This window comes from Vibrio sp. CJQ_6, from assembly GCF_043106745.1.
GTDB lineage: Bacteria > Pseudomonadota > Gammaproteobacteria > Enterobacterales > Vibrionaceae > Vibrio > Vibrio furnissii.
Map to the genome: position 1 here is coordinate 803,151 of NZ_JBICMV010000008.1, position 25,617 is coordinate 828,767.

Sequence of the window (25,617 nt, forward strand, 5' to 3'; positions counted from 1 at the left end):
CCACGCTGTAACACGCCGTAGAACCGATGATACAAAAACAAAAAGCCGGCATTTGCCGGCTTTTACAGATGACCATCGCGGTGCTTATAAGACGGCTTTGATGCCTTCACACAGCGGTGCCATATTTGACTTCGTCATGCCTGCAACGCTGATACGGCCAGAGCCGACGATGTAAATCGCAAATTCATCTTTCAGGCGAGCCACTTGCTCTTTGCTCAGGCCAGAGAAAGAGAACATGCCGTTTTGACGCTCGATGAAGCTAAAGTCTGCGGTGACACCGATGTCTTTTAGTGTGGTTACGAACAGCTCACGCATCTCTTGAATGCGCTCACGCATTTCAGTGACTTCTGCTTCCCATTCTGCGCGCAGTGCGGCGTTGTTCAGAATGTGAGTTACCACTGCAGCACCATGTGCAGGTGGGTTCGAGTAGATTGAACGGATGATTGCTTTCACTTGAGAGAATGCAGTCGTCGCCACGCCTTCAGATTCTGCAACGATGGTGAATGCACCAACGCGCTCGTTGTACAGACCGAAGTTTTTCGAGAATGAGCTCGCAACGAGAATTTCTTTGTTGTATTTCGCAAATGTACGCAGGCCAGCCGCGTCTTCTTCCACACCTTTTGCGAAGCCTTGGTACGCAAAGTCAAACATCGGCAGCAAGCCTTTGTCTGCCACCAACTTCGCCAGAACTTCCCACTCTTCTGCGGTTGGATCGATACCGGTTGGGTTATGGCAGCATCCGTGCAGGAGAACCACATCGCCTGCTGAGGCGTTTTCTAGATCTGCAACCATGGCAGCGAAGTCTTTGTCTTTCGCTGCTGCATTGTAGTAAGCGTATTGTACGGTTTCTAGACCCGCTGCGTTGAACACACCGTGGTGGTTTGCCCATGTCGGGTTACTGATCCACACCTTAACATCGCCGATTTGGCGTTTGATGAACTCGCCCGCAACACGCAGTGCACCGGTACCACCAGGCGCTTGAGCTGTTTTTGCCAGCTTTTGGGTCACGATGTCAGAGTCGGCACCAAAGAGCAGTTTTTGAACCGCTAGGCCGTATTCTGCAGTCCCTTCAATTGTGAGGTAAGATTTGGTCTTTTCTGACTCAAGCAGTGCTGCTTCTGCTTTTTTCACTGTCGCAAGAACTGGTGTTTCACCGGCTTCATTCTTGTAAATACCAACGCCGAGGTTGATTTTTTCTGCACGAGGATCTTTTTTAAACTCTTCAGTGAGGCCAAGAATGGGGTCAGCCGGGGCCGCGACAACTTTTTCAAACATAATGCTCATCCATGTTAGTTAAGGAGGGTGGGAAATTTCATCGAAATTTATCGTATTTATACCTTTCTGAAATACCTGTGACAACTGCGCGTAACAGAAAAATTCAAAAAATTTTCATTTGGCGTTGAAGGTCAGAAAAAGCGATCGTTTTCGATGAAAAATCTGCGATAAAAAGCAGGGATTTTTAAATTTTATTGATGTGATGATGAAAAAGTGCGCAGCGTGCAAATGACGGAAATGCTCAGAAATACAGGTGTTGTGTCGAAAGATGCGTAAAGAAATTGTTATGCAATCGTTATCGTCGGCGTTGGGCGGCCACTGTGCGTGATTTTTACACATTCATGGGCCAGAAACGGGCGCACTTTAGTGGGTATAAGTGCCGCCCTGATTAAATTGTGCACTATCGCTTGAGATTGAATTCAGATTCGTGTGCTTGCGTTTCAATGTCGCCATGTTTGGTGAACTGATCCGCTGCCCATTGATTGATGTGTTTGAGAATCGCAGCAACCGCGTGCTGTTTGGTCGCGGTTTGTCCGGGTTTGATGTCGAGTGGGGTTGGCGCTTTTTGTCCGGTGGTGTCTTCAGCAATGTGCAGCCAGTCGGGATGCCAATAGTAAGGTTGGCCGCTTGGGGCATTCCATTGATGAATCCCGTTTGTTTCGCCGCGATAATCCAATTTGTTTTCATCGATCGTTTTCATGGTCGCTTCTCTTCAGTGGCATGTACTCAGTCGTCTGAGCGCATCAAGGCGATGCGCTTTGCAATCGGAGTCATAATGTAGCAAACCGACACATGATATGTGTGACTTAAATCACATTAAGGTGGGAGGCTTTCATCGCAACGCGGTGGCTCATTCCGGAGTGACCATGACGGATGGTCATTCAGGTGTTGAATGTGCGGGCGATTCGTTCGGTTTGGGGCGCGATGTGGAGCAGGTATTGAGATGACATCAACTGTATCGCTTTTATCGTTGGGATCTGTTCTAGGCAGTTGAGAAGCGGCTGTGCTTCAATGGGTTAGGGCAGTTGCTAGCTTAGGAGCAAAGATGAAAAACAGATCGATTCGACCCGAAGTGAAGTTGATTGGCGTGGCAATTCTCAGTGCGCTGATCCTGATTTTCGCACACCTGATTTTAGCCAAGTCGTTTGCGGGATTGTTTTGGACCGAATACACCGCCGCGGCGATCCCATTTGTGATGTTGGCGATTTGCGTACTGAGCGTGCGCTACGCGGCCAAAATGGACATCGACTCATAGCCAAACCAAGCCAAACGCAGATACAAAAAAGCCTCCGCATGCGGAGGCTTTTCTTAATTCAAACTAACTTCGATCTCGGTTAGAACCAAATTAGAAGTTTGCGCTACGTGGTGTACGTGGGAATGGAATCACGTCACGGACGTTGCCCATACCAGTCACGTAAGACACCAAACGCTCAAAGCCGAGACCAAAGCCTGCGTGTGGTACGGTGCCGTAACGACGCAGGTCGCGGTACCAGCTCATGTGCTCAGGGTCGATGCCCATTTCAATCATACGTGCATCCAGAACGTCTAGACGCTCTTCACGTTGAGAGCCACCGATGATTTCACCGATGCCAGGGGCAAGTACGTCCATTGCTGCAACGGTTTTGCCGTCGTCGTTCAGACGCATGTAAAACGCTTTGATGTCTTTCGGGTAGTTCTTCACGATAACCGGCGCTTTGAAGTGCTCTTCAGCAAGGAAACGCTCGTGCTCAGAAGACATATCGATGCCCCATTCAACTGGGAATTCGAACTCACGACCAGAATCAAGCAGGATTTGGATCGCGTCGGTGTAGTCCACTTGTGCAAAATCAGAAGCAACGAATTGCTCCAGACGAGTGATCGCTTCTTTATCGATGCGTTGAGCGAAGAACTCAAGGTCATCACGACGCTCTTCCAGAACAGCTTTGAAGACGTACTTCAGCATGTCTTCTGCCAGTTTCGCCACGTCGTCTAGTTCAGCAAACGCCACTTCAGGCTCAACCATCCAGAATTCCGCAAGGTGGCGGCTGGTGTTTGAGTTTTCAGCACGGAACGTCGGACCGAAGGTGTAGACTTTGCTCAGTGCACACGCGTAAGTTTCTGCGTTGAGCTGACCCGATACAGTCAGGAACGTTTCTTTACCAAAGAAGTCTTCGTTGTAGTCCACTTTGCCTGCGTCTGTGCGAGGGAGGTTTTCCATGTCTAGCGTTGATACGCGGAACATTTCGCCTGCACCTTCAGCGTCAGAAGCGGTGATCAGTGGCGCAGAGACCCAGAAGTAGCCTTGCTCGTGGTAGAAACGGTGAATCGCTTGTGACAGGCAGTTACGCACACGGGCCACAGCGCCGATCACGTTGGTACGTGGACGCAGGTGCGCCACTTCACGAAGGTATTCGATTGAGTGACGGGTTTTCGCCATTGGGTAAGTGTCTGCATCTTCGACCCAGCCAACCACTTTCACGTCGGTGGCTGCCAATTCGAATGCTTGACCGCTCGCAGGAGATTCAACCACTTTACCTGTTACTTCGACAGAGCAGCCGGTTGTCAGCTTTAATACTTCGTCGTTGTAATTATTCAGATTATTAGGGACCACGGCCTGAATCGGGTCGAAACAAGAGCCGTCATAGATGGCAAGGAATGAAATTCCAGCTTTGGAATCGCGACGCGAACGGATCCAGCCACGGACAGTGACTTCACTGTCTACTGCCAGCTTACCGCTAAGTACGTCTTTTACAGGCGCGTAAGTCATGTTTGATATAGTCTCCATTGAGGTAAAAACTCCACCCACGGTTCTAAAATGTGCTTAATGTTTAAAAAATAAGCGAAACATTGGGTTGGATTGAATTCTACAGATTCAACGGGACATATTACCTGTCAATTCGCTGGCATCAACCATTAATGTGCTCTGAACGCTCATTTCTTATGCGAAAGCGTAAATTGATTGAGCAAAGATTCCAGGCGTTGCGACAACTGTTCGAGATCCAAGCTGATTTCACGTGTTTGTGTGGCCGATTGTGAGGTGTCATCGGCATGACGGGTGATGACTTCGATCTTGCCCTGCACATCTTGGCTGACTCGCGTGGTGAGGCGCGTTTGCTCTTGAATACTGTGCGCGTGGGCCAGCACTTGTTGCATTTCCGACACTGCGTTGGTCATGGCCGCAGACAACTCTTCCACCTCGCCTGAACGTTGATGGGCTTGCGCGCACACCGTGTCGACCGACGAAAGCGATTGTTCACTGTCTTGCTGGAATTGAGCGATGATTTTTTCGATGTTGCCGGTGGCTTCGGCCGTGCGCGAGGCGAGGTTGCGTACCTCATCTGCCACGACAGCGAATCCGCGTCCTTGTTCGCCCGCGCGGGCTGCTTCAATGGCGGCATTCAGCGCCAGCAGATTGGTCTGTTCAGCAATACCTTTGATCACTTCCAAAATGGACGACACTTCACCCGTTTGATCATTGAGCTGGGAAATTTTATCTTTCACCGATTCAATGTCGCCGACCAAATGCTTGATGTCTTGACTGGCCACATGTGCTTGTTGTGCACTTTGTTGCGCGACCGATGTGGTGTGATTGATGAGCGAAGACGCATCGACGGTGGCTTGTTCGACATCACTCTGTTTGGCTTGCATTTCTTCGATGTTGATCTGGACTTCGGCGGTTTCACGTTGCTGATTATTGGCCGCTTGGTCAGTGACCTGCGCCACATCCGTGAGTCGGTTTGCCGAACTGGCGAGCGAATGAGACGTTTTCTGGACTTGTTCCAAGCTGTGAGACACCGTATCCATGAGCGAGTTGATGGCGGTGGCGAGTTGTCCCAATTCGTCCTTCTTGCTGTGCTCAAGGCGTTGTGACAAGTTTTTGCTCTCGCTCACGCGGCTCATGAAGCTGGATGTACGCTGTAGCGGGCGGACGATGATGCGGCGAATCAGCATCATGGTGACCAAAAAGCCCACCAATGCGATGACGGCCATGATGCCCACACCAATCAGTGTGCGGTGGCTAATGAGTTTGTTGAGGTGGTTGAGATTGTATTCCAGACGAATCACACCGAGGACTTCACCTTCTGGTGCCATGTGGCAGGCGACACAGTTGGTGCCGCGATAGCTTTCGCTCGATTTCATCGGCAGGGCAACCACAATGCCTTTGCCCCAGTCGGCCTCATAGGGCTCAAGGATGAATTCGCCGCCTAGCGCGCGGCGATCGATGTCGTCGACTGGTTTTTGGTTTTCCTGTCCGGGGCCATACAACTTGCTGACAGCGTCAGCACGCAACACACGCACTTGTTCAATGCCATCTTGCGCTAACGCCTTTTGGCGCAATGTTTCTTTTTGCGCCATGGTGCCGGTGAGCATCATCATATTGAGGCTGTCAAAATAGTTGCTCGCTTTATCGTGCAACTGTTCACTGAGGACGGAGTTGATCAGATCGCGCTGTTGCCAATATTGGTAGGCGGTTGAGCCAGCCAACACCATGGCGAAAACGGAAATTAGGGTCAACAAAAGCTTAGTTGTAATGGTTGAGCTCATGATTCGCTTATAGTTTTTAATGTAGGGTTGACGATGTGAATATAGCGTTAAAGTAAAGTAGTGCAAAAATGAAACTTAAGTTACTGTGACCACAAACAAAATATGGTTTTTAGAAATGTGACGCAGCAACATTGCGCTCAAAAATTTGACATCGGTGCCATATTTACGACGCTGATAAGAGCGCGATGCGTACTCGAAAGTGTGGAATTACTGATGGAGTGACTTGTCTCACAGAGCGAGATTCCGTAGTATTGCGTCTCTTTTGAAAGCCCGAGAACCAAGATGAAAACCGAGATTTACAAAGAGTTCATGTTTGAAGCAGCTCACCATTTACCACACGTGCCGGAAGGCCATAAATGTGGTCGCTTGCACGGACACTCTTTTTTGGTTCGCCTGTATGTTGCAGGTGACGTGGATCCTCATACGGGTTGGTTGGTCGACTTTGCTGAAATCAAGGCTGCGTTTAAGCCGATTTACGATCGTCTCGACCATTACTACCTGAATGACATTGACGGTTTGGAAAACCCAACCAGCGAAGTGCTGGCGAAATGGATTTGGCAACAGCTCAAGCCAAGCTTGCCGTTGCTGAGCAAAGTCGAAATTAAAGAAACCTGCACCGCAGGTTGTATCTACAGCGGCGACGCCTAAGCCCTGAGCAAATTGCGACGAAGCCAGTCTATTAACGACTGGCTTTTTTTGTGTCTGCTTTTCTTATCCACTGGCATCAAGTGACTATCACGTGGCATTCAGTGACGGCAAAAGCGGGCTTCACGAATGAGGTGATGTCCTTAAAGCAGGCATACGGGGAAAGAGTATATTCACATCCATGGCACAAGGTCTGAGAATTTTTTTCATTAATCCCATCGATTAATTCCGTTATACACGTAGGGTTTTTAGGCGCAGCATGAGCCCTGTCAAAACAACAACGACAACAAAAACAGATGTATTACGATTTAAGTGGAGATTTATGATGAACAACTCAGGCTACTTGGTTTTAAAAGATGGCACATCGCTTTACTACAAAGATTGGGGTGAAGGTCAACCGATTGTGTTTAGTCATGGTTGGCCGTTGAGCTCAGATGCATTTGAAGATCAAATGCTGTTTCTTGCACAACAGGGTTACCGCGTGATTGCGCATGACCGTCGTGGCCACGGCCGCTCGTCACAACCTTGGGAAGGTCACAATCTCGACCAATATGCAGATGACCTCGCTGAATTGATGGCGCATCTGGATATTAAAAATGCCATCCATGTGGGTCACTCCACTGGCGGCGGCGAAGTGGCGCGCTACATTGGACGTCATGGCACTGCACGTGTGGCCAAAGCGGTCTTAATTGGTGCGATTACCCCCATCATGCTGAAAACCGAATTCAATCCAAATGGCGTGCCACTTGAAGTGTTTGATGGCATTCGTCACGGTGTCGAAGAGGACCGCTCGCAGTTCTTCAGCGATCTGTCCGAAGCGTTTTTCGGTTACAATCGCCCGGACGCTAAACCGTCGCAAGGGGTGAGAGACAGCTTCTGGCGTCAGGGTATGCAAGGGTCAATCAAAGCCTTGTATGACTGTGTGAAAGCATTTTCTGAAACGGATTTGCGTGAAGATTTGAAAGCGATGACCATTCCTACTTTGGTGATTCATGGCGACGACGACCAAATCGTCCCGTTTGAAACCTGTGGTCAAGCGGCCGCGGCGCAGCTGCCTCATGCAGAATTGAAAGTTTACCAAGGTGGCTCACACGGCATTTGTACTACCCATAAACACCAAATCAATCAAGACCTGTTGCGTTTCATCCAACAATAAGTCAATGAAGAAAGCCGCCCAATCGGGCGGCTTTTGCGTTTTATCGTTTATGTTGGCGTGTGGGGGGAATTATTCAAATGTATAAATTCCCGTCCACAGATCGCCGCCACTGGTTTCATCGGTGCCATCCAACTCAGTTGAGCGCGAGAGCACTTTCATTGAGAACTGAACGCCATCGGAATCGACGATACGGATATTATCAATGTAAGTTTGCCCATTGACGTTCAACGTGACAATTAACTCGCCCAACTCATCGTCAACGCTCCAGCTAAAGTTGAAGGATTCAGCGCCTTCACTGTAGGTGCCTGTGGCGCCATCCGCGTTGAAGGTATAGGACTCAACTTCGCCGTCATAAGTGGTGTTCATGCTGCGTGGCAACTGTTCCATGAAGTCGCTGCTGAATGCGGCACCAGAGCCTGTTGTTGCCAAGCAATCGTCCACGTACTGGGTGTATTCTGCATAGGTCGAGGTGGTGATTGGATCATCATTCTCATCGTAGTCAGAGTTACCCGTTGTGCACTCTTCAATGTCGGGATAGCCATCAATGCTGGTGTATTGGGTGAGCCAGATTTCGCTGTCGTCCGGAGCAAACACGGCAAATTGGAGTTCATCGTTTTCTGGTTCATCCAGCAGCGCCAGGTATTGATCGATACCGGTGTCGGAATACCGAATTTCAATGAATCCTTCGTCATTGATCGACCAGGTTCTCGAACGTGCGACGCCATTTTTGTAGTACGTTGCGGTGCCATCTGAAACGAAGGTATAGAGTCGCGTTTCGCCATTGGACTTCACGCGATACAACTCAGCACCATCCAGGTCGGCTGTCGAAATACTTGGCAGCCCTTCGTGACACTGCTCATAGGCGCTCAAGGTCGCAACAAAGTCGCTGTAGGTTTTCTCCAAACCCTCTTCAATCACGCAGCTTCCCACATCCACCAAGCTCACCGTGTCCGCCCAAATTTCAGTGATGGGTGTGGTGTCTTCGAGATAAGTCTCAAGGAATTTCAGTGACCAGTTGGTGTCGTTGTAATCGACCAGCGCCCAATACCAGCTCTCCTCGGTATTGCCTTCATACGTGATCTTGACGTAGTTGTTTTCGATGGTCCACAAGGCGGTGTACGACTCAACACTGTCTTTGTAAACCGTCAGCGAACCATCGGCATTGAAGGTGTAATCACGCGTACTCCCGTCACCACGGATGCGATGGAAGTTCTGGCCGCTTACCATCTCAGTGGTGATTGGGCTCGCCCCGTAACAGCTTTCGATCGCGGCTTCAAATTCGGTCATTCCCACAGAGGAGGTACCGTCCGAATCGCCTTCGTTGCACTGGGTGAGTGGAATGTCGGCGGCGTTAATCAACGCTTCTTTCGCTGCGGCGCTGATCAGTACGATGTCTTCTTTCTCAAGCAAAACATCCGCTGTTTCGTGATTCCCGATGTAAACGGCGCCATCATACACGCTGACCAACATGTCCGCCGTTGGTTCATCGAAATCATCGCCAAACGCGGTGAGCGCAGCGCTCGGAACGCTAAACAGCAACAAGGATTCGGTGTTGACCGTTTCCAAAGACCAGGTGCCGGTCGCAACGAGTGTGGCAAAGCCTGAATCCCAATCGATGGTGTAGTATTGCGCGGTTTTGCTGCTGCTATCATCGACGAATTTCACCGCAATGTCCTCGCCGATACTCATGCCTTGGAACTCTCCGGTGGATACCGAGCTGGCCCCCAGCGTGTCAAATATCAACTCGCTCAGTGCAGTGATGTCATTGCGGCTATCACTATTGAGGTTGTCATGCAAATACGGGGTCCAATCCCACAAGTAGTAAGTATCTTGTGTTGGCGTTAACCCCAGTTTGATCAGATAAGAATCGGCCGGGAAGGTGGCGCTCTCATCGGTATACTCATCCCAATCAAAGTCACTCTCTGCAATCACCTCATCGACCAGTGACGTAATACTGCCGCTGAGCGAATAACTCATGTCAGGATAATCGGTGGGATAAGCGACTAACAGATTGTTGGAAAAGTCGATGGTGTATTCACCACTTTGCGTCGCCCAGCCTGACGATGTCAGCAACCAATCAGAATTGCCAATATCGACGTCGACTTCGGTTTTGTTGGCTTTCACAACCGTCTGTGTGGTCATGGTCGCCATGGTGCCGTTGACATCGAGTTGCTCACTATAAACGCGCATCACGTCGTTGTCGTCTTCGTCTGCATACACGGCGTAGAGCGTGGTTTGCTCAGCCATGTAGGCAATGATCTGGCCAATATCACTGGCGCCAACGTCAGGATCCAAGGCGTCGCCGTCGATCACGTCAGGCACGCCATCACCGTCGTCATCGGTATCGGCTTCGTTACCAATGCCATCACCATCGGTATCGGTGGTTTCGCTGCTATCTAGTGGGAAGTCATCTTCCGTATCGAGCACGCCATCGCCATCATCGTCGGTGTCAGCGTTGTTTCCGGTGCCATCGTCGTCGGTGTCTAACCACTCAAGTGGGTTCGTTTGGAAATCATCGTCTTCGTTGAGGTAGCCGTCGCCATCAATATCGGGGTCGGCGTTGTCACCAATGCCATCACCATCAGTGTCTGTGGTTTCGTCCCCGTTGCGTGGGAAAGCATCGTCTGTATCGAGTACGCCATCGTCATCATCATCGGTATCGGCATTGTCGCCCGTACCATCCTGATCGGTGTCGCGCCATTCCAATGGATCGTCGTCGAAATCGTCGTCGGCGTTTGGAAATCCATCACCGTCGGAGTCTTCGTCGAGATTACCGGCACTGTTGAGGTAAATGTTCTCCAACTCTTCTTCACTGCTTGACTCGACGGTGGTCTTAATCGTGGCTGATTTTTCTGCCGCGTTGTCGAGGACTTCATTGGTGCCATCGGTGTCATTGGCGGCATCATTGAGTTCGCTGGGTGATTCTGGAATGGATTGCGATGACACCAAGTTACGCGCAGCGAAAGCCGCCGTTTTACTGCCGCTGTCGGTTCCATAATCAGACAGAACGTCGGCTTCGTTAATGCCAAGTTGATCGGCGATTTTGGTGGTTGCGGCGGCAATGTCGGCCGAGCCGCCGGATTTCACTTCAAGATGCACCAAGGTCGACAAGGGGGTGACTTGAGCGACACCGGGGGGAGCCGACATGGTAAAGCCTGTGACAATGGCGTTGCCCGTGTCTTCATCAATGGTTTCGTTGGCGATCGCCTGCACGACGACCGGATAAATCGAGGGATCTTCAATGCCGTCAACATCGAGTGTTGCGACCCCGCCAGCTTGGGAGGTCGCACTTGGCTCACCTTCATCCAGTTGGAAGTTTTCATTTAGGTCAAGCCAGACCAGAGCGCCGTTTAAGTAACCATCGATCGCTTTGACACTGTAACTGGTGGTGGATTCCTCTGAATCATCACTTCCACAACCGTACAGTGTGAGGCTACTGAACAGCCCCAATGCGATTACTGACGTTTTCATTCGCATAGACAATTCCTTAGTTCTGATGTGAATCGTTATTTTTGATATTTATTGGATGAATATCACATCGAAAAATAATTTATGAACCGTATTTGTCAAATGACGAATCGTTGACGAATCAATGACGATGGTCGTTGAGTGTAAATAAAATGAACAGGATATATTCAGGTTATATGTCAATAAGGGGGAGGGGGAAAACGATAGGTGGATGTAATCACGCCATAAAACAAGTGGCTACAGCGAAGAGGCGTAAAATACAGAGATAATAATAATAATTGGGAACACTGTGACGCATCTCTCTTAAACATGTGTTGAGTACCAAGCTTTTGAAATGATCATCGTGATCGGACAAAAGCGTTGGTACTCATACGTTAGGTGAGTTTTTATCAATCAATAACTCAACGAAAGAATGAATTATTCCTGAATAATATCCTCACCCCCTAAGCTCTGATAGACCGTCGCCATATTCACCAATTGGTTGTAACGGTTTTCCAATAACGAGGCTTTAGCGCTGCGTTCATTTTCCTGTGCATCGAGCAAGGTGGTGATCTCAATCGCGCCGTATTCATACTGACTTTGATAAATGCGGGCGGCCTCTGCTGCTGCGTCGTACTGTTTTTGCAGTTTCTCGGCCTGAAACGCGTAGTTTTCTTTGGCGGACAGCGCATTGTCGACATCTTGGAAAGCGGCATACAGTGTTTTGCGATAAGTGATGATGGCTGATTCATATTTCACTTGCGCAATGTCGCGATTGAGCTGCATTTCATTCCAATTCAGAAACGGCATGGTCAGGTCAGCGCCCAGTGAGCCAATGGGATCGCTCAGCAACTTACGCAGTTCGGTTGACGAACCGCCCAACGCGCCCGTCAGCGTGAGCGATGGGAAGTAGTTGGTGTCGCTGTAATCTTTGGCGGCGAGTGTTGATTTCAGTTCGAACAAGGCTTGTTTGACATCGGGACGACGGCTCAAGACATCGGCAGGCACACCCGCTTCCACCGCAGGAACGGCGTAATTGGGTAGGGCAGGAATGCGTGATGCCAAGTCTTGCGGCGGCTGGTCAAACAAAATCGCAAACGCGTTCACTGCTTCCGTGCGTTGTTGCAGGTAGTCGCGATGTGTTGCTTCAAGCCCGGCCAGTGTGCGCTGCGCTTCAAGCACGTTCAGGCGCGTCACCGACCCGTGACGATACTGACTTTCAGTCAGTGCGAGCGTCTCTTGGGCATCGTTGATGTCATTGTTGCTCAGTTCGACCCGTTGATTGAGGTAACCAATCTGCCAATACAGCTGCGCAGTGGTTGCGACCAAACTTTGCGCTGTGGCTTCACGCTCTTGTTGTGTTGCTAGCGCTGTCCACATCGCCTCGTCTTTGGCGGCTGACAATTTGCCCCATAGATCCAACTCATAACTGACACTCAGACTGGCTTGATAACTCTTCGAACTGTCGCCACCATCGAGTGGCTTGGAGCGATCTGCCGACACTGTGCCGGAGACATCCGGATACGTATCGCTGGTGGCTAAACCGGCTTCTAAGCGTGCTTGGCGCAGTGTGAGGGTGGCCAGCGCTAAATCACTGTTGGATGCGAGCACTTGGTCGATCCAACCATCGAGTTGTGGATCGCCAAAGCTGGTCCACCAATGGCTTATGGCTTGTTCTTGAGGCTGTGACTGGCCGTTTTGCCATTGCGCTGGCACATCCAGCTGTTGCTCGGGTAGTTCGGAGCGCGCCACGCAGCCTGTTGCCAACAAGACGCACAAAGCGATGGTCGAATATTGATAGCGTTTCATGAAGGGTTACTCCCGTGCCAAGGCGTCAATTGGGTTCAGTTGCGCTGCATTTTTCGCAGGCAAATAACCAAACAAAACGCCGATCAGGGTGGAACACAAGAACGCAGACACAATGGATGTGGTTGAATAAATCATAGAAAAACTACTACCAAAGGTGGCAAACAGCGCACCAATTAAATAGGCGACCCCGATACCGATCGTCCCGCCACACAAACAAACCAAAACCGCTTCAATCAAGAACTGGCGCAATATGTCGCTTTGTCTCGCGCCCACCGCCATACGCACCCCAATTTCACGCGTCCGTTCTGTGACCGACACCAGCATGATGTTCATCACCCCAATGCCGCCAACAATCAGGGATATGACCGCAATGGCGGAGATCAGCAGCGTCATGGTCGCGGTGGTTTTCTGAATGTTTTGCTGAATGGTATCGGTGTTGATGGTAAAGAAATCCTGCGTGCCGTGGCGCATTTTCAGCAAGGAGATGATCGCCTGTTCAGCGGCATCGCTCGGCGTATGGTCATTCACGCGAACCGAAATACGGTTCAAATAGTTCTGACCCATCATGCGTGCGCTGACGGTGGTGTAGGGTACCCAGATGTTGAGCGAGTCGCTATTACCGAACGCACTTTCTTTGGCCTTTGTGACACCAATAATGCGCACCGGCAGATTGCCTGCGAAAATCACTTCGCCAATCGGGTCTTGATTCGGGAACAAGGATTTCAGGGTGTTGTTGTCAATCACGGCTTCTTGCGCCATGGCTTGCACGCTCGATTGATCCCAGTATTGACCATCGCTTAGCTCATAGCCGCGCACGCGGAAAAAGTCTGGGCCAACCCCTTGCACTGTGGCGGTGACGGCTTGGTTACCGTATTTGATCGTCACGGACGTACTCAGCGTGGGCGTCACGCTGTCGACAAACGAGAGATTGGATAGCGCATTCGCATCCGCCGCCGTTAAGGTGCGGACTCGCCCGGAGCGCCGGTCACCAAATCCGGTCCCGGGCATGATGTCGATGGTGTTGGTCCCCATGGAGGAGATACTGTCGAGAATGGATTTCTGTGAGCCGTTCCCGAGCGCCACCACCGACACCACGGAGGCGATACCGATGATGATGCCCAACATGGTTAAGAAGGTACGCAATCTGTGGTTTGACATGGCGAGCAGCGCCATTTTGAGCGCTTCCCAAAAATCATCCAGCAGTTTGCGGCTGCGAGAAAACGCCGTGTTGGCTTTGGGGTCTTTGACGGCGTCGAAGTTTGTCGCAGCTTGAGCTGGTTTGTTGACGGTGTCGCTGAGGATCTCACCATCTTTAATTTCGATGATACGGTCAGCGTACTCGGCCACCTTCATATCGTGCGTCACGATGATGATGGTGTGACCCATTTGATGCAGCTCTTGCAGGAGCTGCATCATTTCTGAGCCGCTTTTACTGTCGAGCGCGCCGGTGGGCTCATCAGCCAAAATGACATCGCCACCGTTGACCAATGCCCGTGCAACGGACACCCGTTGCTGTTGGCCGCCACTGAGTTGGTTCGGTTTGTGATCCAAGCGATCAGACAATCCCAAACGGCCGAGCAGGGCGGTGGCGCGTTCTTGGCGCGATGTTTTGTCGTAACCAGCGTAAATGGCGGGAATTTCTACGTTTCCAAGGGCCGTCAAATCACCGAGCAGGTGATAGCGCTGAAAGATAAAGCCGAAGTATTCACGGCGCAGGCGTGCCAGTTCGTCGGAATCGAGAGTCGACGTATCTTGGCCGTTGATCCAGTACTCGCCCGTGCTGGGCTGATCAAGACAACCCAGAATATTCATCAGGGTCGATTTACCGGAGCCGGATGCGCCGACGATCGCGACCATCTCACCGCGCTCAATCGTCAAGTTGACGTCTTTGAGTACGGTCAGCGTCTCGTCGCCTGCCGCAAAGTGGCGGTAAACGTGATTAATTTGAAGTAACGCTTGTGTCATCAGAAACGCATCCCCGGTGGGCCCATGCGACGGTTCGATGAGGAGGCATTTTGACCCGGCATGCCCAAAATGATTTGATCGCCTTCATTCAAACCAGACGTGATTTCGGCGTTGACCTTGTTATTAATGCCAACGGTCACATCACGCATCTCTTCCTTGCCATTGACTAGCACGGGTACTTGATAGCTCTGTTCGCGCCCCGGTTGACGAATCAAGACTTGCGCAGGGACCAAGAGCGCGTCATCGGCTTTATCTAAAATCACAGAGACTTGCGCCGTCATGCCAATGCGCAGCACGCGATCTGGGTTATCCACTTCAAACAGGCCGTGGTAGTAAATTGCTTCTGAATCACTCACGGACAGATCTTTATCATCCCCATCCATCAGGGTTGGGCCCGGTTCAATGGCGCGTAATGTGCCGTGATAACGCTTATTCGGTTTCCCCAAAATGGTGAAATAGACGGGCAGACCCGGCTTCACATTCACCACGTCGGCTTCTGAAATTTGCGCTTTGATGGTCATCTTGTCGAGCTGAGCCAGTTCGATGATGGTGGGGGTGGTTTGATTGGCGTTCACGGTTTGGCCTTCTTCGACGGCGCTGTAAACCACGGTGCCATTAAACGGCGCTTGAATGGTGGTGTAGCCCAAATCGACTTTGGCGCTGTCCACGGTAATTTTGGCTTGCTCCAAATTGGCTTTTAGTTGTTCCAGCTCTGCTTTATAAACTTCAAGCGATGCTTCCGCGGATTCATAGTCGGCTTTGGAGCTGGCTTTGTCTGCCAACATGCCTTTTTGACGATTGTATTCGGCTTGCGCTTGGCGAATTTGCGCCTGTTTGGCGCGGATTTGTGCGTTGATGCTATTGAGCGACGCATTGGCTTCTTTGAGCGAGTTTTGTTGGGTTAGGCTGTCAATTTGAGCCACCAAATCGCCTTGTTTGACTTCATCGCCCAGCGAAACGGCCAGTTTCTCAATTTGACCGGAGACCTGCGCACCCACAGCAACTAATTTGGACGCTTGCAGCATCCCGGTGGCCAGCACAGTATTTTCAATCTTGCCACGATAGACCGTTTCGGTTGCAAAACTCGGTGGCGTTTCTTTTGGATAGAAATAGTAGCCAGCTCCGGCTGCAAAAAGGCCAACTAACGCGATGGCAATGACTTTTTTCTTCATAAGACGTTTTGACATGAGACTAAAAACAAACCCATTTTTGCATGGTGATAATGATGACTATTTATAAGCGGATCACGATTTGAAACAAGTCGTTAGTGAGTAAAACTAAGTAAAGATTCGTCAAGCAGGCACAAAAAAGCCCGATGACAGGGCATCGGGCTCAATTTTGTTCCGGTGGGGGATTAGCAGATCACTTTCACTGCCAAACCGCCTGTGGACGTTTCGCGGTACTTCGCGTTCATGTCTTTACCGGTTTCCAGCATGGTCTCAATCACTTTATCCAGAGACACGCGCGGCGCAGAAGAGCGACGCAGTGCCATACGGGTCGAGTTGATTGCTTTCACTGCTGCAATACCGTTACGTTCGATACATGGCACCTGCACTTGACCGGCAACCGGGTCACACGTCAGGCCAAGGTTGTGTTCCATCGCGATTTCAGCCGCCATACACACTTGCTCAGGGCTACCACCCAGCAGTTCAGCCAGACCCGCAGCCGCCATTGAACAGGCAACGCCCACTTCACCCTGACAGCCCACTTCAGCGCCAGAGATGGATGCGTTTTGCTTGTACAGACCACCGATTGCGCCAGAAGCCGCAAAGTAACGGATGTAATCTTTTTCGGTTACGGTTTGGATGAACTTGTCGTAGTACGCCAAAACCGCAGGAATGATGCCACAAGCGCCGTTCGTTGGTGCGGTCACCACGCGGCCACCGGCAGCGTTTTCTTCGTTCACGGCAAAAGCGTACATGTTCACCCAGTCAACCACAGCCATTGGGTCGTTGGTGATTTTTTCAGATGTCAGCAGTTGTTGACGCAGTGCTGCCGCACGGCGAGGCACGCGCAGTGGCCCAGGCAGAATGCCTTCAGTGCTCATGCCGCGTTCCATACACTCACGCATGGTGCGCCAGATGTTGGCAAAATAAGTGCGTACTTCTTCATCCGAATGCAGCGCTTTTTCGTTTGCCATGACCAGTGTACTCATCGACAGGCCACTTTCTTTACACTGATGAACCAGTTCTTCAGCAGAGCTGAATGGGTAAGGCACTTGAACCGGAGATTCAATCGCTTTACCAAAGTTCTCTTCGTCAACAATGAAACCACCACCGATCGAGTAGTAAGTTTTCGAGTAAGCAACTTCATCGTCAATCCACGCGTGGATCTGCATGCCGTTTTCGTGCAGTGACAGATTCGATTTGTGGAAATTCATGCCGCCTTCGCGAGGGAAGGAGACTGTATGACAGTGCATGCCAACAGGAAGGCGTTCAGTTTCTTCAACGCGAGCCATGAAGCCCGGAATTGCATCGATATCCACTTTCTCTGGCGAGTTGCCTGCCAGGCCCATGATGATTGCGATATCAGTGTGGTGACCTTTCCCTGTCAGTGATAATGATCCATAAACGTCCACGGTGATTTTAGTGATGTCGCGCAATTTTCCCATTGCACGCAGGTCATCAATAAACTGCTTACCCGCTTTCATCGGTCCGACTGTATGTGAGCTCGAAGGACCGACACCGATTTTATAGATATCAAATACACTAATCATATTGATTACCTCAAAAGTAAGCCCCCCTTAGAAAAGGGAGGCTCTTTATTATCGTTATATTCTGTGCTTTAAACTCATGCGTGAGGCCGAGATTAAAGAGCGCCGTAGATTACAGAACTAATGGCAGCAAGACCACAAATAACTGTGAAAATTTGCACTGGTGTTGAAGTCTTGTACTTCGCCATCGCAGGCACTTTTTGCATTGCGAATACAGGCAGTAGGAACAAGATTGCAGCAATCATTGGTGCGCCCATGGTTTCAATCATGCCAAGGATACTTGGGTTAACAATCGCGACGATCCAAGTGGTGACGACGATGAATGCCAGAGAGATTTTCTCGATTTTGCTAACTGGCATTGCACTGCGAGATTTCACCAGACCAACCAGACCTTCGTGTGCACCCAAGAAGTGACCAAAGTAGCTTGATGTGATTGCCGCAAATGCCACGATTGGACCTAAGTAAGAGATCAGTGGTGATGCATGGATGTTGGCCAAGTAAGACAGAACGCTGATGTTTTGCGCTTGTGCCATCGCTAGCTCTTCTGGTGACAAAGACAGAACCACAGAAAAAACGAAGAACATCACAAAACCCATCAGCATCATCGCTGCGCCACCAGTGATCATGTCCGTTTTAACAACGGCATTTTCACCATGTTGCATGCGCTGTTCTTTGGTGAACTGGCTGATGATTGGGCTGTGGTTGAATGAGAACACGATGATTGGAATCGCAAGCCAAATGACTGCTGGCATAGCAGACCAATCAGGTGCCACTTGCATCATGGATGTGTTCCATTCTGGGATCAGGAAGACAGACAGCGCCAACAGGATGAATACCAGTGGGTAAACCATCGCAGAGGTTGCTTTCAGCATCAATTCCTTACCAAACACAACGCCCGCTGTCATGGCTGAAATCAGCGCAGCAGACAGTAGCCAGCGTGGAATAGATTCCATGCCGATTTGGTTAACCAAGAACGAATCCACCGTATTCGTGATACCAACACCGTAGATCAGCACGATAGGGTAAATCGCAAAAAAGTAAGCAAAGGTAATAAGGTTAGCGCCAGTTTTACCAAAGTGCTCTTCTACTGTGTCGGTGATGTCCGATTCAGGGTTTTTCGCAGACAAAACAAAACGGGCCAAGCTTTTGTGAGCGAACCACGTCATTGGAGCAGCGATAAGGGCTAAAATAACTAATGGCCAAAAACCGCCCGCACCTGCTTTGATAGGTAGGAACAGCACGCCTGCACCAACGGCGGTGCCGAATAGCGACAGAGACCATACGAAATCTTTATAGGTCCATTTACCAGCAGATTGTGTGGTAGACGAAACCGTAGTTGTTGTATTCATGTTGTTTTACTCATTTTGGGAACAGGAAATAAGTCGAGCGCAATTTTGCAGAATTTTCTCCTACGAAAAATAGATCTAAATCATGAATTATCTGCGCTTATTGAATGATATGTCAAAAACACATCGTGGATCACGAAAAAACTGTGCTACATGTAAAAAATGTTAACGGAATGGATTAGATAAAGTTATCCGAGTATGTCGAAGGATGAGAAAAACTCAGAGCAAACGATTGCGCAAGGGGTGCAAAATGTAGGCAACCTGTTAGCAAAAGGCTAATACCACTAGGTTGTTTGGGGTTACTGACCACCATTTATATGTTTTTGTAGGGATTGGATGATTTGTGCTGTCATACCCCATATAAAATGATGTTTATATGGGATGGCGAACACCCTGTGCGGGGTGTTTTTTATCTGAAAGGTGTTACTGAACAGTTGTCGACGATCCAGTAGGAAGTCGGCCGGTACCTCGAATACTTCTTCCACTTCGTTCTTATCGATGCGGCTTCTATAATCTGGCGAAATGAATGCTAACACCGGCGTTACAGCGAATTTACTGACGGTGACCAGTTCAGGCAATTGCCCCAGAATCTGGATCTGATCTTCCGAAATCCCAATTTCTTCGCGCGCTTCGCGCATGGCTGTTTGATACAGCGTGCCGTCGCCTTCTTCATATTTCCCGCCGGGAAAACTGATTTGACCGGGGTGATGTTTCAAATGCGCGGCGCGTTTGGTCAGTACCACGTTTAACCCGGTCGGACGTTCCACAAAACCAATCAGAACGGATGCTTTTCGTAAGGAACGTGAGGCGAGGTGAGCGACGCGATGGAGCGATTCTGCGTGATAACCTACAGGCGTTTTCAACTGGAAACCCTGAATTAATTCGGCTTTGCTAATACGACGCAAAATGATTCTCTCCCTCGGTGATTTGAAAATCTAAACTTTATGAATCATGCTTTTATGAGCCTAGTTTAAGGATAGCTCAATAATATGAAAGGAATTATTTTTACTGAGTTTCTCGAGCTGGTTGAAGATAAATTTGGCTTAGCGGTATTAGACCAAGTTCTTGAACAAGCAAAAGATTCGGGTGTGTATACGTCGGTAGGCAGTTACGATCATCAAGCGTTAGTGAAACTCATTGTTGAGCTCAGTCAGGTGACGGGGATCGATGCCAATGAGCTGCAACGCGTGTTCGGCGCCAGTGTTTTTCAGTCGCTGTATCGCACGGTACCCGCGTCGGCCAATCTGTCCCAGGTCAACGGATGCTTTGCGTTCATTCGCCACGTGGAGGACTACATACACGTGGAAGTGAAAAAGCTCTACCCCGATGCCAAACCACCTAAGTTTGAATTTATCGATGAATCATCCACCGCAGTGACGTTCGATTACCAGAGCGCACGGTGTATGTCCCATGTTTGCCTTGGGCTTTTGCAAGGCTGCGCGGATTACTTCGGTGAAAAAATCGATGTGGTGATGGAACCCCAAACCGACGACAACCGCTGTGTCAGGTTTACGGTCACGCAAATGGAATAGGTGAACGCATGAGTCCTGAGTCTCCGATGGAAAGGAAACTCAAACGGGAAATTGCTGCGCGAAAAGAAGCTGAGAAGTTGCTCGAACAGAAGAGTTATGAACTCTACCACGCCAACCAACAGTTGAACCTGGCTCTGAAGCAGTTGCAGAAACAGACATCGCAGGATTTGCATAAGTTTGAGTTTGAAGAGCACATCGATTCCACGCTGATTTATTTTGGGCGGGCGTTCTTGTCACGAACGTTAGACAGCGCGCTGTTGACGACGTTGCTTGAACGCTTGACGCAAAGCCCAGTGATTGAGCATGTGTTCCTGCAGTTGTCTCCCGATCAAGTCGATGGCTTAGTGGACAATCAATTGGGCGTCTCGGAACTTGCGACCATTCAACCTTATGTGGAAGTGCCGCACTGGCAGCACGATCATTTGTGCTTGCCATTGATGGTCGAACGCCTTGCTGCGGGACATTTGGTGTTTGCCACTCATCCCGACAACATCGAGCGAGATTTCATTGTGAAGCAGTTGTCGCTGGTGGGTGAGTTGCTATGCAGTGCATTGAGCCGCCAGTTGATCATGAAACGCCAAGATGAGTCGCGTAAACGGGCGGAGGAGTCTGAAAAGGCGACCAAAGAGTTTGTCGCGATGATTAACCACGAGCTACGCACGCCACTGAACGGATTGCTTGGCAGCGCCGAGCTGCTGTCGGATACGCCGCTCGATCCAGAGCAACTCAGCTATTTAACCAACCTTCAGCATTCGGGCGACATGCTGCGCGTCATCATCAACGATTTGCTGGATTTCAGCAAAATGAACGCTGGCATGATGCAACTCATCCTGACTCAGTTTCGCTGGCAAGATTTGGAACATACCCTCAACGGCATCTTTTCCCCCAAAGCGCATGAGAAAAAGATCGAGTTTGTGGTCAACACGCGTGGTGAGTTTCCAACCTATTGGATTGGCGATGTTGAACGGATTAATCAGATTTTGGTTAATCTGGTCGGTAATGCGATCAAGTTTACCCATCGAGGCGCGGTGACGGTGGCGGCGCGCTGGGTGGATGAGCGACTGCTGCTGCGCATCAGCGATACCGGCATTGGCATTCCGCTGGCGGCTCATGACACTTTGTTTGACCCGTTTACCCAAGTTGATCGTTCATCAAGCCGCCAATACGAAGGCACGGGATTGGGGCTGGCTATTTGCAAAAATCTGGTAGAGCTGATGAACGGGAGCATCGATTTTTCCAGCGTCGAAGGGGAAGGCACCGAGTTTTTTGTCTCCATTCCACTGCAAGTCGGCACGCAAGATGCTCGTGTGCCGATATACGAAGGCCGCCCATCGCGCTCGCAAAAGCCGCCGTTACCTGAGCGCGCCATTTTGGTGGTCGATGATATCCGCATGAATCAGTTGGTGATTAATCAGATGCTCAAAAAGGTGAATCTGACACCGGACAACTGCGAAAATGGCATTGAGGCAATCAAAGCGGTGGAAAGCAAGCCGTACGATCTGATTTTTATGGATTGTCGTATGCCCGGGATGGATGGTTTTGATGCCACGGAAAGGCTGAGGGAAAGCGGCTTTGGGATGCCCATCATCGCGTTAACGGCGGCCACCACACTAGAAGAGCGCGCCCGTTGTATGGCGTGTGGCATGAATGACATCCTGACCAAGCCGTATACTGCGACCGAGCTGGATGCCATTCTCAATAAATGGTTGAGTTAATCGGCCAATACCGGAAGGATGCGGCTGAGTTTATCCAGCGTTTCCTGATATTCAGCTTCCCATTGGCTGTCGGCGACCAGACCACCGCCAGCCCATGCATATAACTGTTGTTGTTGCGCGACCAGCGTACGAATGGTGATGCTGGTGTCCATGCGGCCATGACGGCTGATGTAACCAATCGAACCGCAATAGGCGCTGCGGCGATGCGGTTCTAATTCCTCAATGATGGCCATGGCTCGCACTTTAGGGGCGCCGGTGATGGAGCCACCCGGAAAGCCTGCGCGTAGCAGGTCGGCGTAACTGTATTGTGCGTCCAGCTCGGCACGAATGGTGCTCACCAAATGATGCACCGCCGGGAAGGTTTCGATGTCGAACAGTTTTGGCACATGCACAGACCCCGGTTTGGCCACGCGGCCAATGTCATTGCGTAGCAAATCGACAATCATCAGGTTTTCGGCCTGATCTTTTTCCGCCGCTGCCAGCGCTTTCGCATACTCAGCGTCGATGATGGGGTCATCGCTGCGTGGACGAGTGCCTTTGATTGGCTTGGTTTCGATTGCGCGCTCGTGCGCCTGAAGAAAGCGCTCTGGCGACACGCTTAAAATCGCGCCTTGTTCGATACGAATGAAGGCCGAAAATGGCGCCAAGTTAAACTGTTCAAGCTTCAAATAGGCGTGCCATTCGCTGCCTTGGTAATGGGCTTGAAAACGCTGCGCTAGGTTGATTTGGTAACAGTCACCCGAACGCAGGTACTCTTGCACCTGAATGAATTTTTCTCGATAGCTATTCGGCGTCATGTTAGAGCGCCACGGTGACGTCAACGCAAAGGGATTGGCTTGGGTTGGCGTGGGGGCTTCAAGCAGCGCATCCGCGCTCGCAATGTTTTGACCAATCAGCCGCGCGGTTTGGGTGTGGTGGTCGACGACCACCGCCCATTCATACAAACCGATGGCCATATCCGGCACGGTCAGATCGTGCTCTGCCAAGGTGGGAATGCGCTCAACACGACGGCCTAAATCATAAGCAAAGTAACCTAATGCGCCGCCAATAAATGGCAGATCGTCGTCGTAGGGGAGTGCTGGCAAGTAATGCTGTTGCAGCGTTGCGATGAGGTCGAATGGATCGTCTTGTGACAATGTCACGCCACTAGGTTCACGCACTTCGGTCTCTTCGCCAAATGTGGTCAGGGTGACGAGCGGGCGCGCGACCAAAATGTCGAAGCGACTGTCGATATGCGTCTCGGATGCAGAACGGAGTAACATCGCCCAAGGCTCATGTTCGACCTTAGAAAACAGCTGATTGGCAAGATCCGGTTGATAAGTGAGCGGCTTGGCTTGAATCGGGGATTTTTCGTTGTTATTCATTTGTGTAAATTGTGACAAAGAGACAGTTCACTGCGTAGCGTGTTGAGGAAAGCAAGAGTATCATAAAACTCCAACGAAAAGCTGCTACTTGATAGACGTGCTCATGTTCGGTCGAATTTCGCCTTCTGGCTCCGCGGACATGCCGCGCAATTCTCTCAAGCCTCAGCCCATGGAAGCATAATGATAACGAGGCATGCAATGACGGTAATACGCAAGCAGGATGTGATCAGCAGTGTCGCTGATGCACTTCAGTACATTTCTTACTACCACCCTCTGGACTTTGTCCAAGCCCTTGAAAAAGCCTACCACCGTGAAGAAAGTCAGGCCGCGAAAGACGCGATTGCCCAAATTCTGATTAACTCTCGTATGTCTGCAGAAGGCCATCGTCCTATCTGTCAGGATACCGGTATCGTGACCTGTTTCGTCAACATCGGTATGGGTGTTCAGTGGGACTCGACCGACATGACGGTTCAGCAGATGGTGGATGAAGGGGTTCGTCAGGCTTACACCAATCCGGATAACCCGTTGCGTGCATCGGTACTGATGGATCCTGCTGGCAAACGCATCAACACCAAAGACAACACTCCAGCCGTGGTACACATCAACATGGTACCGGGCAACACGGTGGAAATTCAGATCGCAGCGAAAGGCGGCGGTAGTGAAAACAAAACCAAGATGGTGATGTTGAACCCGTCTGATGACATTGCTGAATGGGTGGAGAAAACGCTGCCAGCCATGGGCGCAGGTTGGTGTCCGCCGGGCATGTTGGGTATTGGTATCGGCGGTACGGCTGAGAAAGCGGCGGTACTGGCAAAAGAATCATTGATGGAACACATCGATATTCAAGAACTGATTGAACGCGGTCCACAAAACGCAGAAGAAGAGCTGCGTCTGGATATCTTCAACCGTGTGAACAAGCTGGGTATTGGCGCGCAAGGTCTGGGCGGTTTGACGACAGTCGTTGATGTGAAGATCAAAACCGCACCAACGCACGCGGCATCGAAGCCGGTGTGCTTGATTCCGAACTGTGCGGCAACGCGTCACGTACACTTCACGCTCGACGGCACGGGTCCTGCGGATCTGCAGCCACCAAAACTGGAAGAGTGGCCACAAATCACGTGGGAAGCGGGCGCAAACACACGTCGCGTCAACCTAGATACGGTAACGGCTGAAGAAGCACAACAATGGAAGACCGGCGAAACGTTGCTGCTGTCTGGTAAATTGCTGACGGGTCGCGATGCGGCGCACAAACGTATTCAAACCATGCTCGATAACGGTGAAGGCTTGCCAGAAGGCGTCGACTTCAAAGGTAAATTCATTTACTACGTGGGCCCCGTTGACGCGGTGGGTGACGAAGCGGTGGGTCCTGCTGGCCCAACGACCTCGACTCGTATGGATAAATTCACTGACATGATGCTTGATAAAACCGGCATCATGGGCATGATTGGTAAAGCAGAACGTGGCCCAGCAACGGTTGAATCCATCAAAAACCACAAAGCGGTTTACCTGATGGCCGTGGGCGGCGCAGCGTATCTCGTGTCGAAAGCGATCAAGAAAGCGCGCGTGGTTGCGTTTGAAGATCTGGGGATGGAAGCGATTTACGAATTTGAAGTTGAAGACATGCCTGTGACGGTTGCGGTCGATTCGCAAGGGGTCAACGCACACCAAGTGGGCCCAGATACGTGGAAAGTTAAAATTGCTGAAGCAGCAAAATAAGCGTTACAGCTCGGGTCTGTGATCCGAGTAATGCAACTCTTAGCAAATAAATGACAAAGGTGCAGCGTCCGCAGCACCTTTTTTCTATATACTCTTTCTCTATCATACTTAAGTCACTTATTAAAAACGTCAGGAGAGCAACATGCCTCGCTTTATTCGAATCCTGCAAATCGCGATTGCGGTTGTGGTGGGAGCTTTTCTTGGTTACGACCTGATTTTGCACGGGATCAGTATCTTTGATAATAACTACGTTACGATCACCTGTGTTCTGTTTGTCTTGCTGCAAATTTCGTTGTTTGTGATCTACAAGCTGATTGAAGAAGATTAGACCGAATCAATCGCAACAAACGAATACTAAGCCTCTGATTTTATTCAGGGGCTTTTTTATTCATCTCGTATTAAGATTACAG

Annotated in this window: 19 protein-coding genes; 7 read left to right on the plus strand and 12 right to left on the minus strand. The window is 50.3% G+C overall.

What is annotated here, in order from left to right; all coding sequences use genetic code 11:
- Positions 1–84 precede the first annotated feature (84 nt).
- Both ACF8PK_RS05845 and ACF8PK_RS05850 read right to left on the minus strand, forming a co-directional pair.
- Positions 85–1,275 carry an amino acid aminotransferase gene (locus tag ACF8PK_RS05845; protein WP_014205002.1) on the minus strand — a complete coding sequence of 397 codons (1,191 nt, stop codon included), beginning with the start codon at positions 1,273–1,275 and terminating at the stop codon, positions 85–87.
- 400 nt (positions 1,276–1,675) lie between these two features.
- Positions 1,676–1,975: a hypothetical protein gene (locus ACF8PK_RS05850; protein ID WP_232657843.1), complete on the minus strand. Its 300-nt coding sequence runs from the start codon at positions 1,973–1,975 to the stop codon at positions 1,676–1,678.
- A 345-nt stretch (positions 1,976–2,320) separates the two neighbouring features.
- Here ACF8PK_RS05850 and ACF8PK_RS05855 point away from each other — a divergent pair, with 345 nt between their 5' ends.
- Entirely contained in the window at positions 2,321–2,530 is a 210-nt protein-coding gene (locus ACF8PK_RS05855) for a hypothetical protein (RefSeq protein WP_004725704.1), read from the plus strand.
- Between the two features lie 90 nt (positions 2,531–2,620).
- Here ACF8PK_RS05855 and asnS read toward each other — a convergent pair whose 3' ends face one another.
- Complete coding sequence (asnS, locus tag ACF8PK_RS05860) at positions 2,621–4,021, minus strand: asparagine--tRNA ligase (protein ID WP_014205004.1); 1,401 nt, start codon at positions 4,019–4,021, stop codon at positions 2,621–2,623.
- Between the two features lie 164 nt (positions 4,022–4,185).
- Positions 4,186–5,799 carry a methyl-accepting chemotaxis protein gene (locus tag ACF8PK_RS05865; RefSeq protein ID WP_055466890.1) on the minus strand — a complete coding sequence of 538 codons (1,614 nt, stop codon included), beginning with the start codon at positions 5,797–5,799 and terminating at the stop codon, positions 4,186–4,188.
- Positions 5,800–6,081: 282 nt separating this feature from the next.
- Between ACF8PK_RS05865 and queD the strand changes: the two genes are divergently transcribed.
- Both queD and ACF8PK_RS05875 read left to right on the plus strand, forming a co-directional pair.
- Positions 6,082–6,447, plus strand: coding sequence for a 6-carboxytetrahydropterin synthase QueD (gene queD / locus ACF8PK_RS05870; protein WP_004725710.1), 366 nt, complete (start codon positions 6,082–6,084; stop codon positions 6,445–6,447).
- A gap of 319 nt (positions 6,448–6,766) precedes the next feature.
- Positions 6,767–7,600, plus strand: a complete 834-nt coding sequence (locus tag ACF8PK_RS05875; protein ID WP_392440491.1) for an alpha/beta fold hydrolase — start codon at positions 6,767–6,769, stop codon at positions 7,598–7,600.
- A gap of 69 nt (positions 7,601–7,669) precedes the next feature.
- Here the strand turns inward: ACF8PK_RS05875 and ACF8PK_RS05880 are convergent, their stop codons facing one another.
- The 7 genes from ACF8PK_RS05880 to ACF8PK_RS05910 all read right to left on the minus strand — a co-directional run bounded on the left by ACF8PK_RS05880 (position 7,670) and on the right by ACF8PK_RS05910 (position 19,785).
- Positions 7,670–11,071, minus strand: coding sequence for a hypothetical protein (locus tag ACF8PK_RS05880; RefSeq protein WP_392440493.1), 3,402 nt, complete (start codon positions 11,069–11,071; stop codon positions 7,670–7,672).
- 414 nt (positions 11,072–11,485) lie between these two features.
- Positions 11,486–12,856, minus strand: coding sequence for an efflux transporter outer membrane subunit (locus ACF8PK_RS05885; protein WP_392440495.1), 1,371 nt, complete (start codon positions 12,854–12,856; stop codon positions 11,486–11,488).
- Between the two features lie 6 nt (positions 12,857–12,862).
- Positions 12,863–14,821: a MacB family efflux pump subunit gene (locus ACF8PK_RS05890; protein ID WP_206980263.1), complete on the minus strand. Its 1,959-nt coding sequence runs from the start codon at positions 14,819–14,821 to the stop codon at positions 12,863–12,865.
- Positions 14,821–16,008 carry an efflux RND transporter periplasmic adaptor subunit gene (locus tag ACF8PK_RS05895; RefSeq protein WP_055466885.1) on the minus strand — a complete coding sequence of 396 codons (1,188 nt, stop codon included), beginning with the start codon at positions 16,006–16,008 and terminating at the stop codon, positions 14,821–14,823. Before ACF8PK_RS05895 ends, ACF8PK_RS05890 begins: the two co-directional genes overlap by 1 nt.
- Positions 16,009–16,175: 167 nt before the next feature.
- Positions 16,176–17,537: an L-serine ammonia-lyase gene (locus ACF8PK_RS05900; protein WP_038151083.1), complete on the minus strand. Its 1,362-nt coding sequence runs from the start codon at positions 17,535–17,537 to the stop codon at positions 16,176–16,178.
- A gap of 92 nt (positions 17,538–17,629) precedes the next feature.
- A complete protein-coding gene (locus ACF8PK_RS05905; RefSeq protein ID WP_392440498.1) occupies positions 17,630–18,883 on the minus strand; it encodes an aromatic amino acid transport family protein in 1,254 nt (417 codons plus the stop codon).
- A gap of 296 nt (positions 18,884–19,179) precedes the next feature.
- Positions 19,180–19,785, minus strand: coding sequence for a CoA pyrophosphatase (locus tag ACF8PK_RS05910; protein WP_055466883.1), 606 nt, complete (start codon positions 19,783–19,785; stop codon positions 19,180–19,182).
- An 84-nt stretch (positions 19,786–19,869) separates the two neighbouring features.
- On the opposite strand from ACF8PK_RS05910, the gene ACF8PK_RS05915 reads away from it, so the two are divergent.
- On the plus strand, positions 19,870–20,412 hold the full coding sequence (locus ACF8PK_RS05915; protein WP_014205013.1) for a heme NO-binding domain-containing protein: 543 nt from the start codon (positions 19,870–19,872) through the stop codon (positions 20,410–20,412).
- An 8-nt stretch (positions 20,413–20,420) separates the two neighbouring features.
- Positions 20,421–22,127, plus strand: coding sequence for an ATP-binding protein (locus tag ACF8PK_RS05920; protein WP_392440501.1), 1,707 nt, complete (start codon positions 20,421–20,423; stop codon positions 22,125–22,127).
- Here ACF8PK_RS05920 and pabB read toward each other — a convergent pair.
- Positions 22,124–23,491 (minus strand): aminodeoxychorismate synthase component 1, encoded by a 1,368-nt coding sequence (gene pabB, locus ACF8PK_RS05925; RefSeq protein WP_392440503.1) that lies wholly within the window; start codon positions 23,489–23,491, stop codon positions 22,124–22,126. The two genes, ACF8PK_RS05920 and pabB, sit on opposite strands and share 4 nt — an antisense overlap.
- Before the next feature lie 198 nt (positions 23,492–23,689).
- On the opposite strand from pabB, the gene ACF8PK_RS05930 reads away from it, so the two are divergent.
- Together ACF8PK_RS05930 and ACF8PK_RS05935 are read left to right on the plus strand one after the other, a co-directional pair.
- Positions 23,690–25,207 carry a fumarate hydratase gene (locus tag ACF8PK_RS05930; protein ID WP_004725734.1) on the plus strand — a complete coding sequence of 506 codons (1,518 nt, stop codon included), beginning with the start codon at positions 23,690–23,692 and terminating at the stop codon, positions 25,205–25,207.
- Between the two features lie 142 nt (positions 25,208–25,349).
- Positions 25,350–25,535, plus strand: coding sequence for a hypothetical protein (locus tag ACF8PK_RS05935; RefSeq protein WP_004725736.1), 186 nt, complete (start codon positions 25,350–25,352; stop codon positions 25,533–25,535).
- Positions 25,536–25,617 lie beyond the last annotated feature (82 nt).

What these genes read in the sequence shown, in the direction of transcription:
- ACF8PK_RS05845 (WP_014205002.1), bottom strand. Translation starts at nt 1,275, where the DNA reads ATGTTTGAAAAAGTTGTCGCGGCCCCGGCTGACCCCATTCTTGGCCTC.
- ACF8PK_RS05850 (WP_232657843.1), bottom strand. Translation starts at nt 1,975, where the DNA reads ATGAAAACGATCGATGAAAACAAATTGGATTATCGCGGCGAAACAAAC.
- ACF8PK_RS05855 (WP_004725704.1), top strand. Translation starts at nt 2,321, where the DNA reads ATGAAAAACAGATCGATTCGACCCGAAGTGAAGTTGATTGGCGTGGCA.
- asnS (WP_014205004.1), bottom strand. Translation starts at nt 4,021, where the DNA reads ATGACTTACGCGCCTGTAAAAGACGTACTTAGCGGTAAGCTGGCAGTA.
- ACF8PK_RS05865 (WP_055466890.1), bottom strand. Translation starts at nt 5,799, where the DNA reads ATGAGCTCAACCATTACAACTAAGCTTTTGTTGACCCTAATTTCCGTT.
- queD (WP_004725710.1), top strand. Translation starts at nt 6,082, where the DNA reads ATGAAAACCGAGATTTACAAAGAGTTCATGTTTGAAGCAGCTCACCAT.
- ACF8PK_RS05875 (WP_392440491.1), top strand. Translation starts at nt 6,767, where the DNA reads ATGATGAACAACTCAGGCTACTTGGTTTTAAAAGATGGCACATCGCTT.
- ACF8PK_RS05880 (WP_392440493.1), bottom strand. Translation starts at nt 11,071, where the DNA reads ATGAAAACGTCAGTAATCGCATTGGGGCTGTTCAGTAGCCTCACACTG.
- ACF8PK_RS05885 (WP_392440495.1), bottom strand. Translation starts at nt 12,856, where the DNA reads ATGAAACGCTATCAATATTCGACCATCGCTTTGTGCGTCTTGTTGGCA.
- ACF8PK_RS05890 (WP_206980263.1), bottom strand. Translation starts at nt 14,821, where the DNA reads ATGACACAAGCGTTACTTCAAATTAATCACGTTTACCGCCACTTTGCG.
- ACF8PK_RS05895 (WP_055466885.1), bottom strand. Translation starts at nt 16,008, where the DNA reads ATGTCAAAACGTCTTATGAAGAAAAAAGTCATTGCCATCGCGTTAGTT.
- ACF8PK_RS05900 (WP_038151083.1), bottom strand. Translation starts at nt 17,537, where the DNA reads ATGATTAGTGTATTTGATATCTATAAAATCGGTGTCGGTCCTTCGAGC.
- ACF8PK_RS05905 (WP_392440498.1), bottom strand. Translation starts at nt 18,883, where the DNA reads ATGAATACAACAACTACGGTTTCGTCTACCACACAATCTGCTGGTAAA.
- ACF8PK_RS05915 (WP_014205013.1), top strand. Translation starts at nt 19,870, where the DNA reads ATGAAAGGAATTATTTTTACTGAGTTTCTCGAGCTGGTTGAAGATAAA.
- ACF8PK_RS05920 (WP_392440501.1), top strand. Translation starts at nt 20,421, where the DNA reads ATGAGTCCTGAGTCTCCGATGGAAAGGAAACTCAAACGGGAAATTGCT.
- pabB (WP_392440503.1), bottom strand. Translation starts at nt 23,491, where the DNA reads ATGAATAACAACGAAAAATCCCCGATTCAAGCCAAGCCGCTCACTTAT.
- ACF8PK_RS05930 (WP_004725734.1), top strand. Translation starts at nt 23,690, where the DNA reads ATGACGGTAATACGCAAGCAGGATGTGATCAGCAGTGTCGCTGATGCA.
- ACF8PK_RS05935 (WP_004725736.1), top strand. Translation starts at nt 25,350, where the DNA reads ATGCCTCGCTTTATTCGAATCCTGCAAATCGCGATTGCGGTTGTGGTG.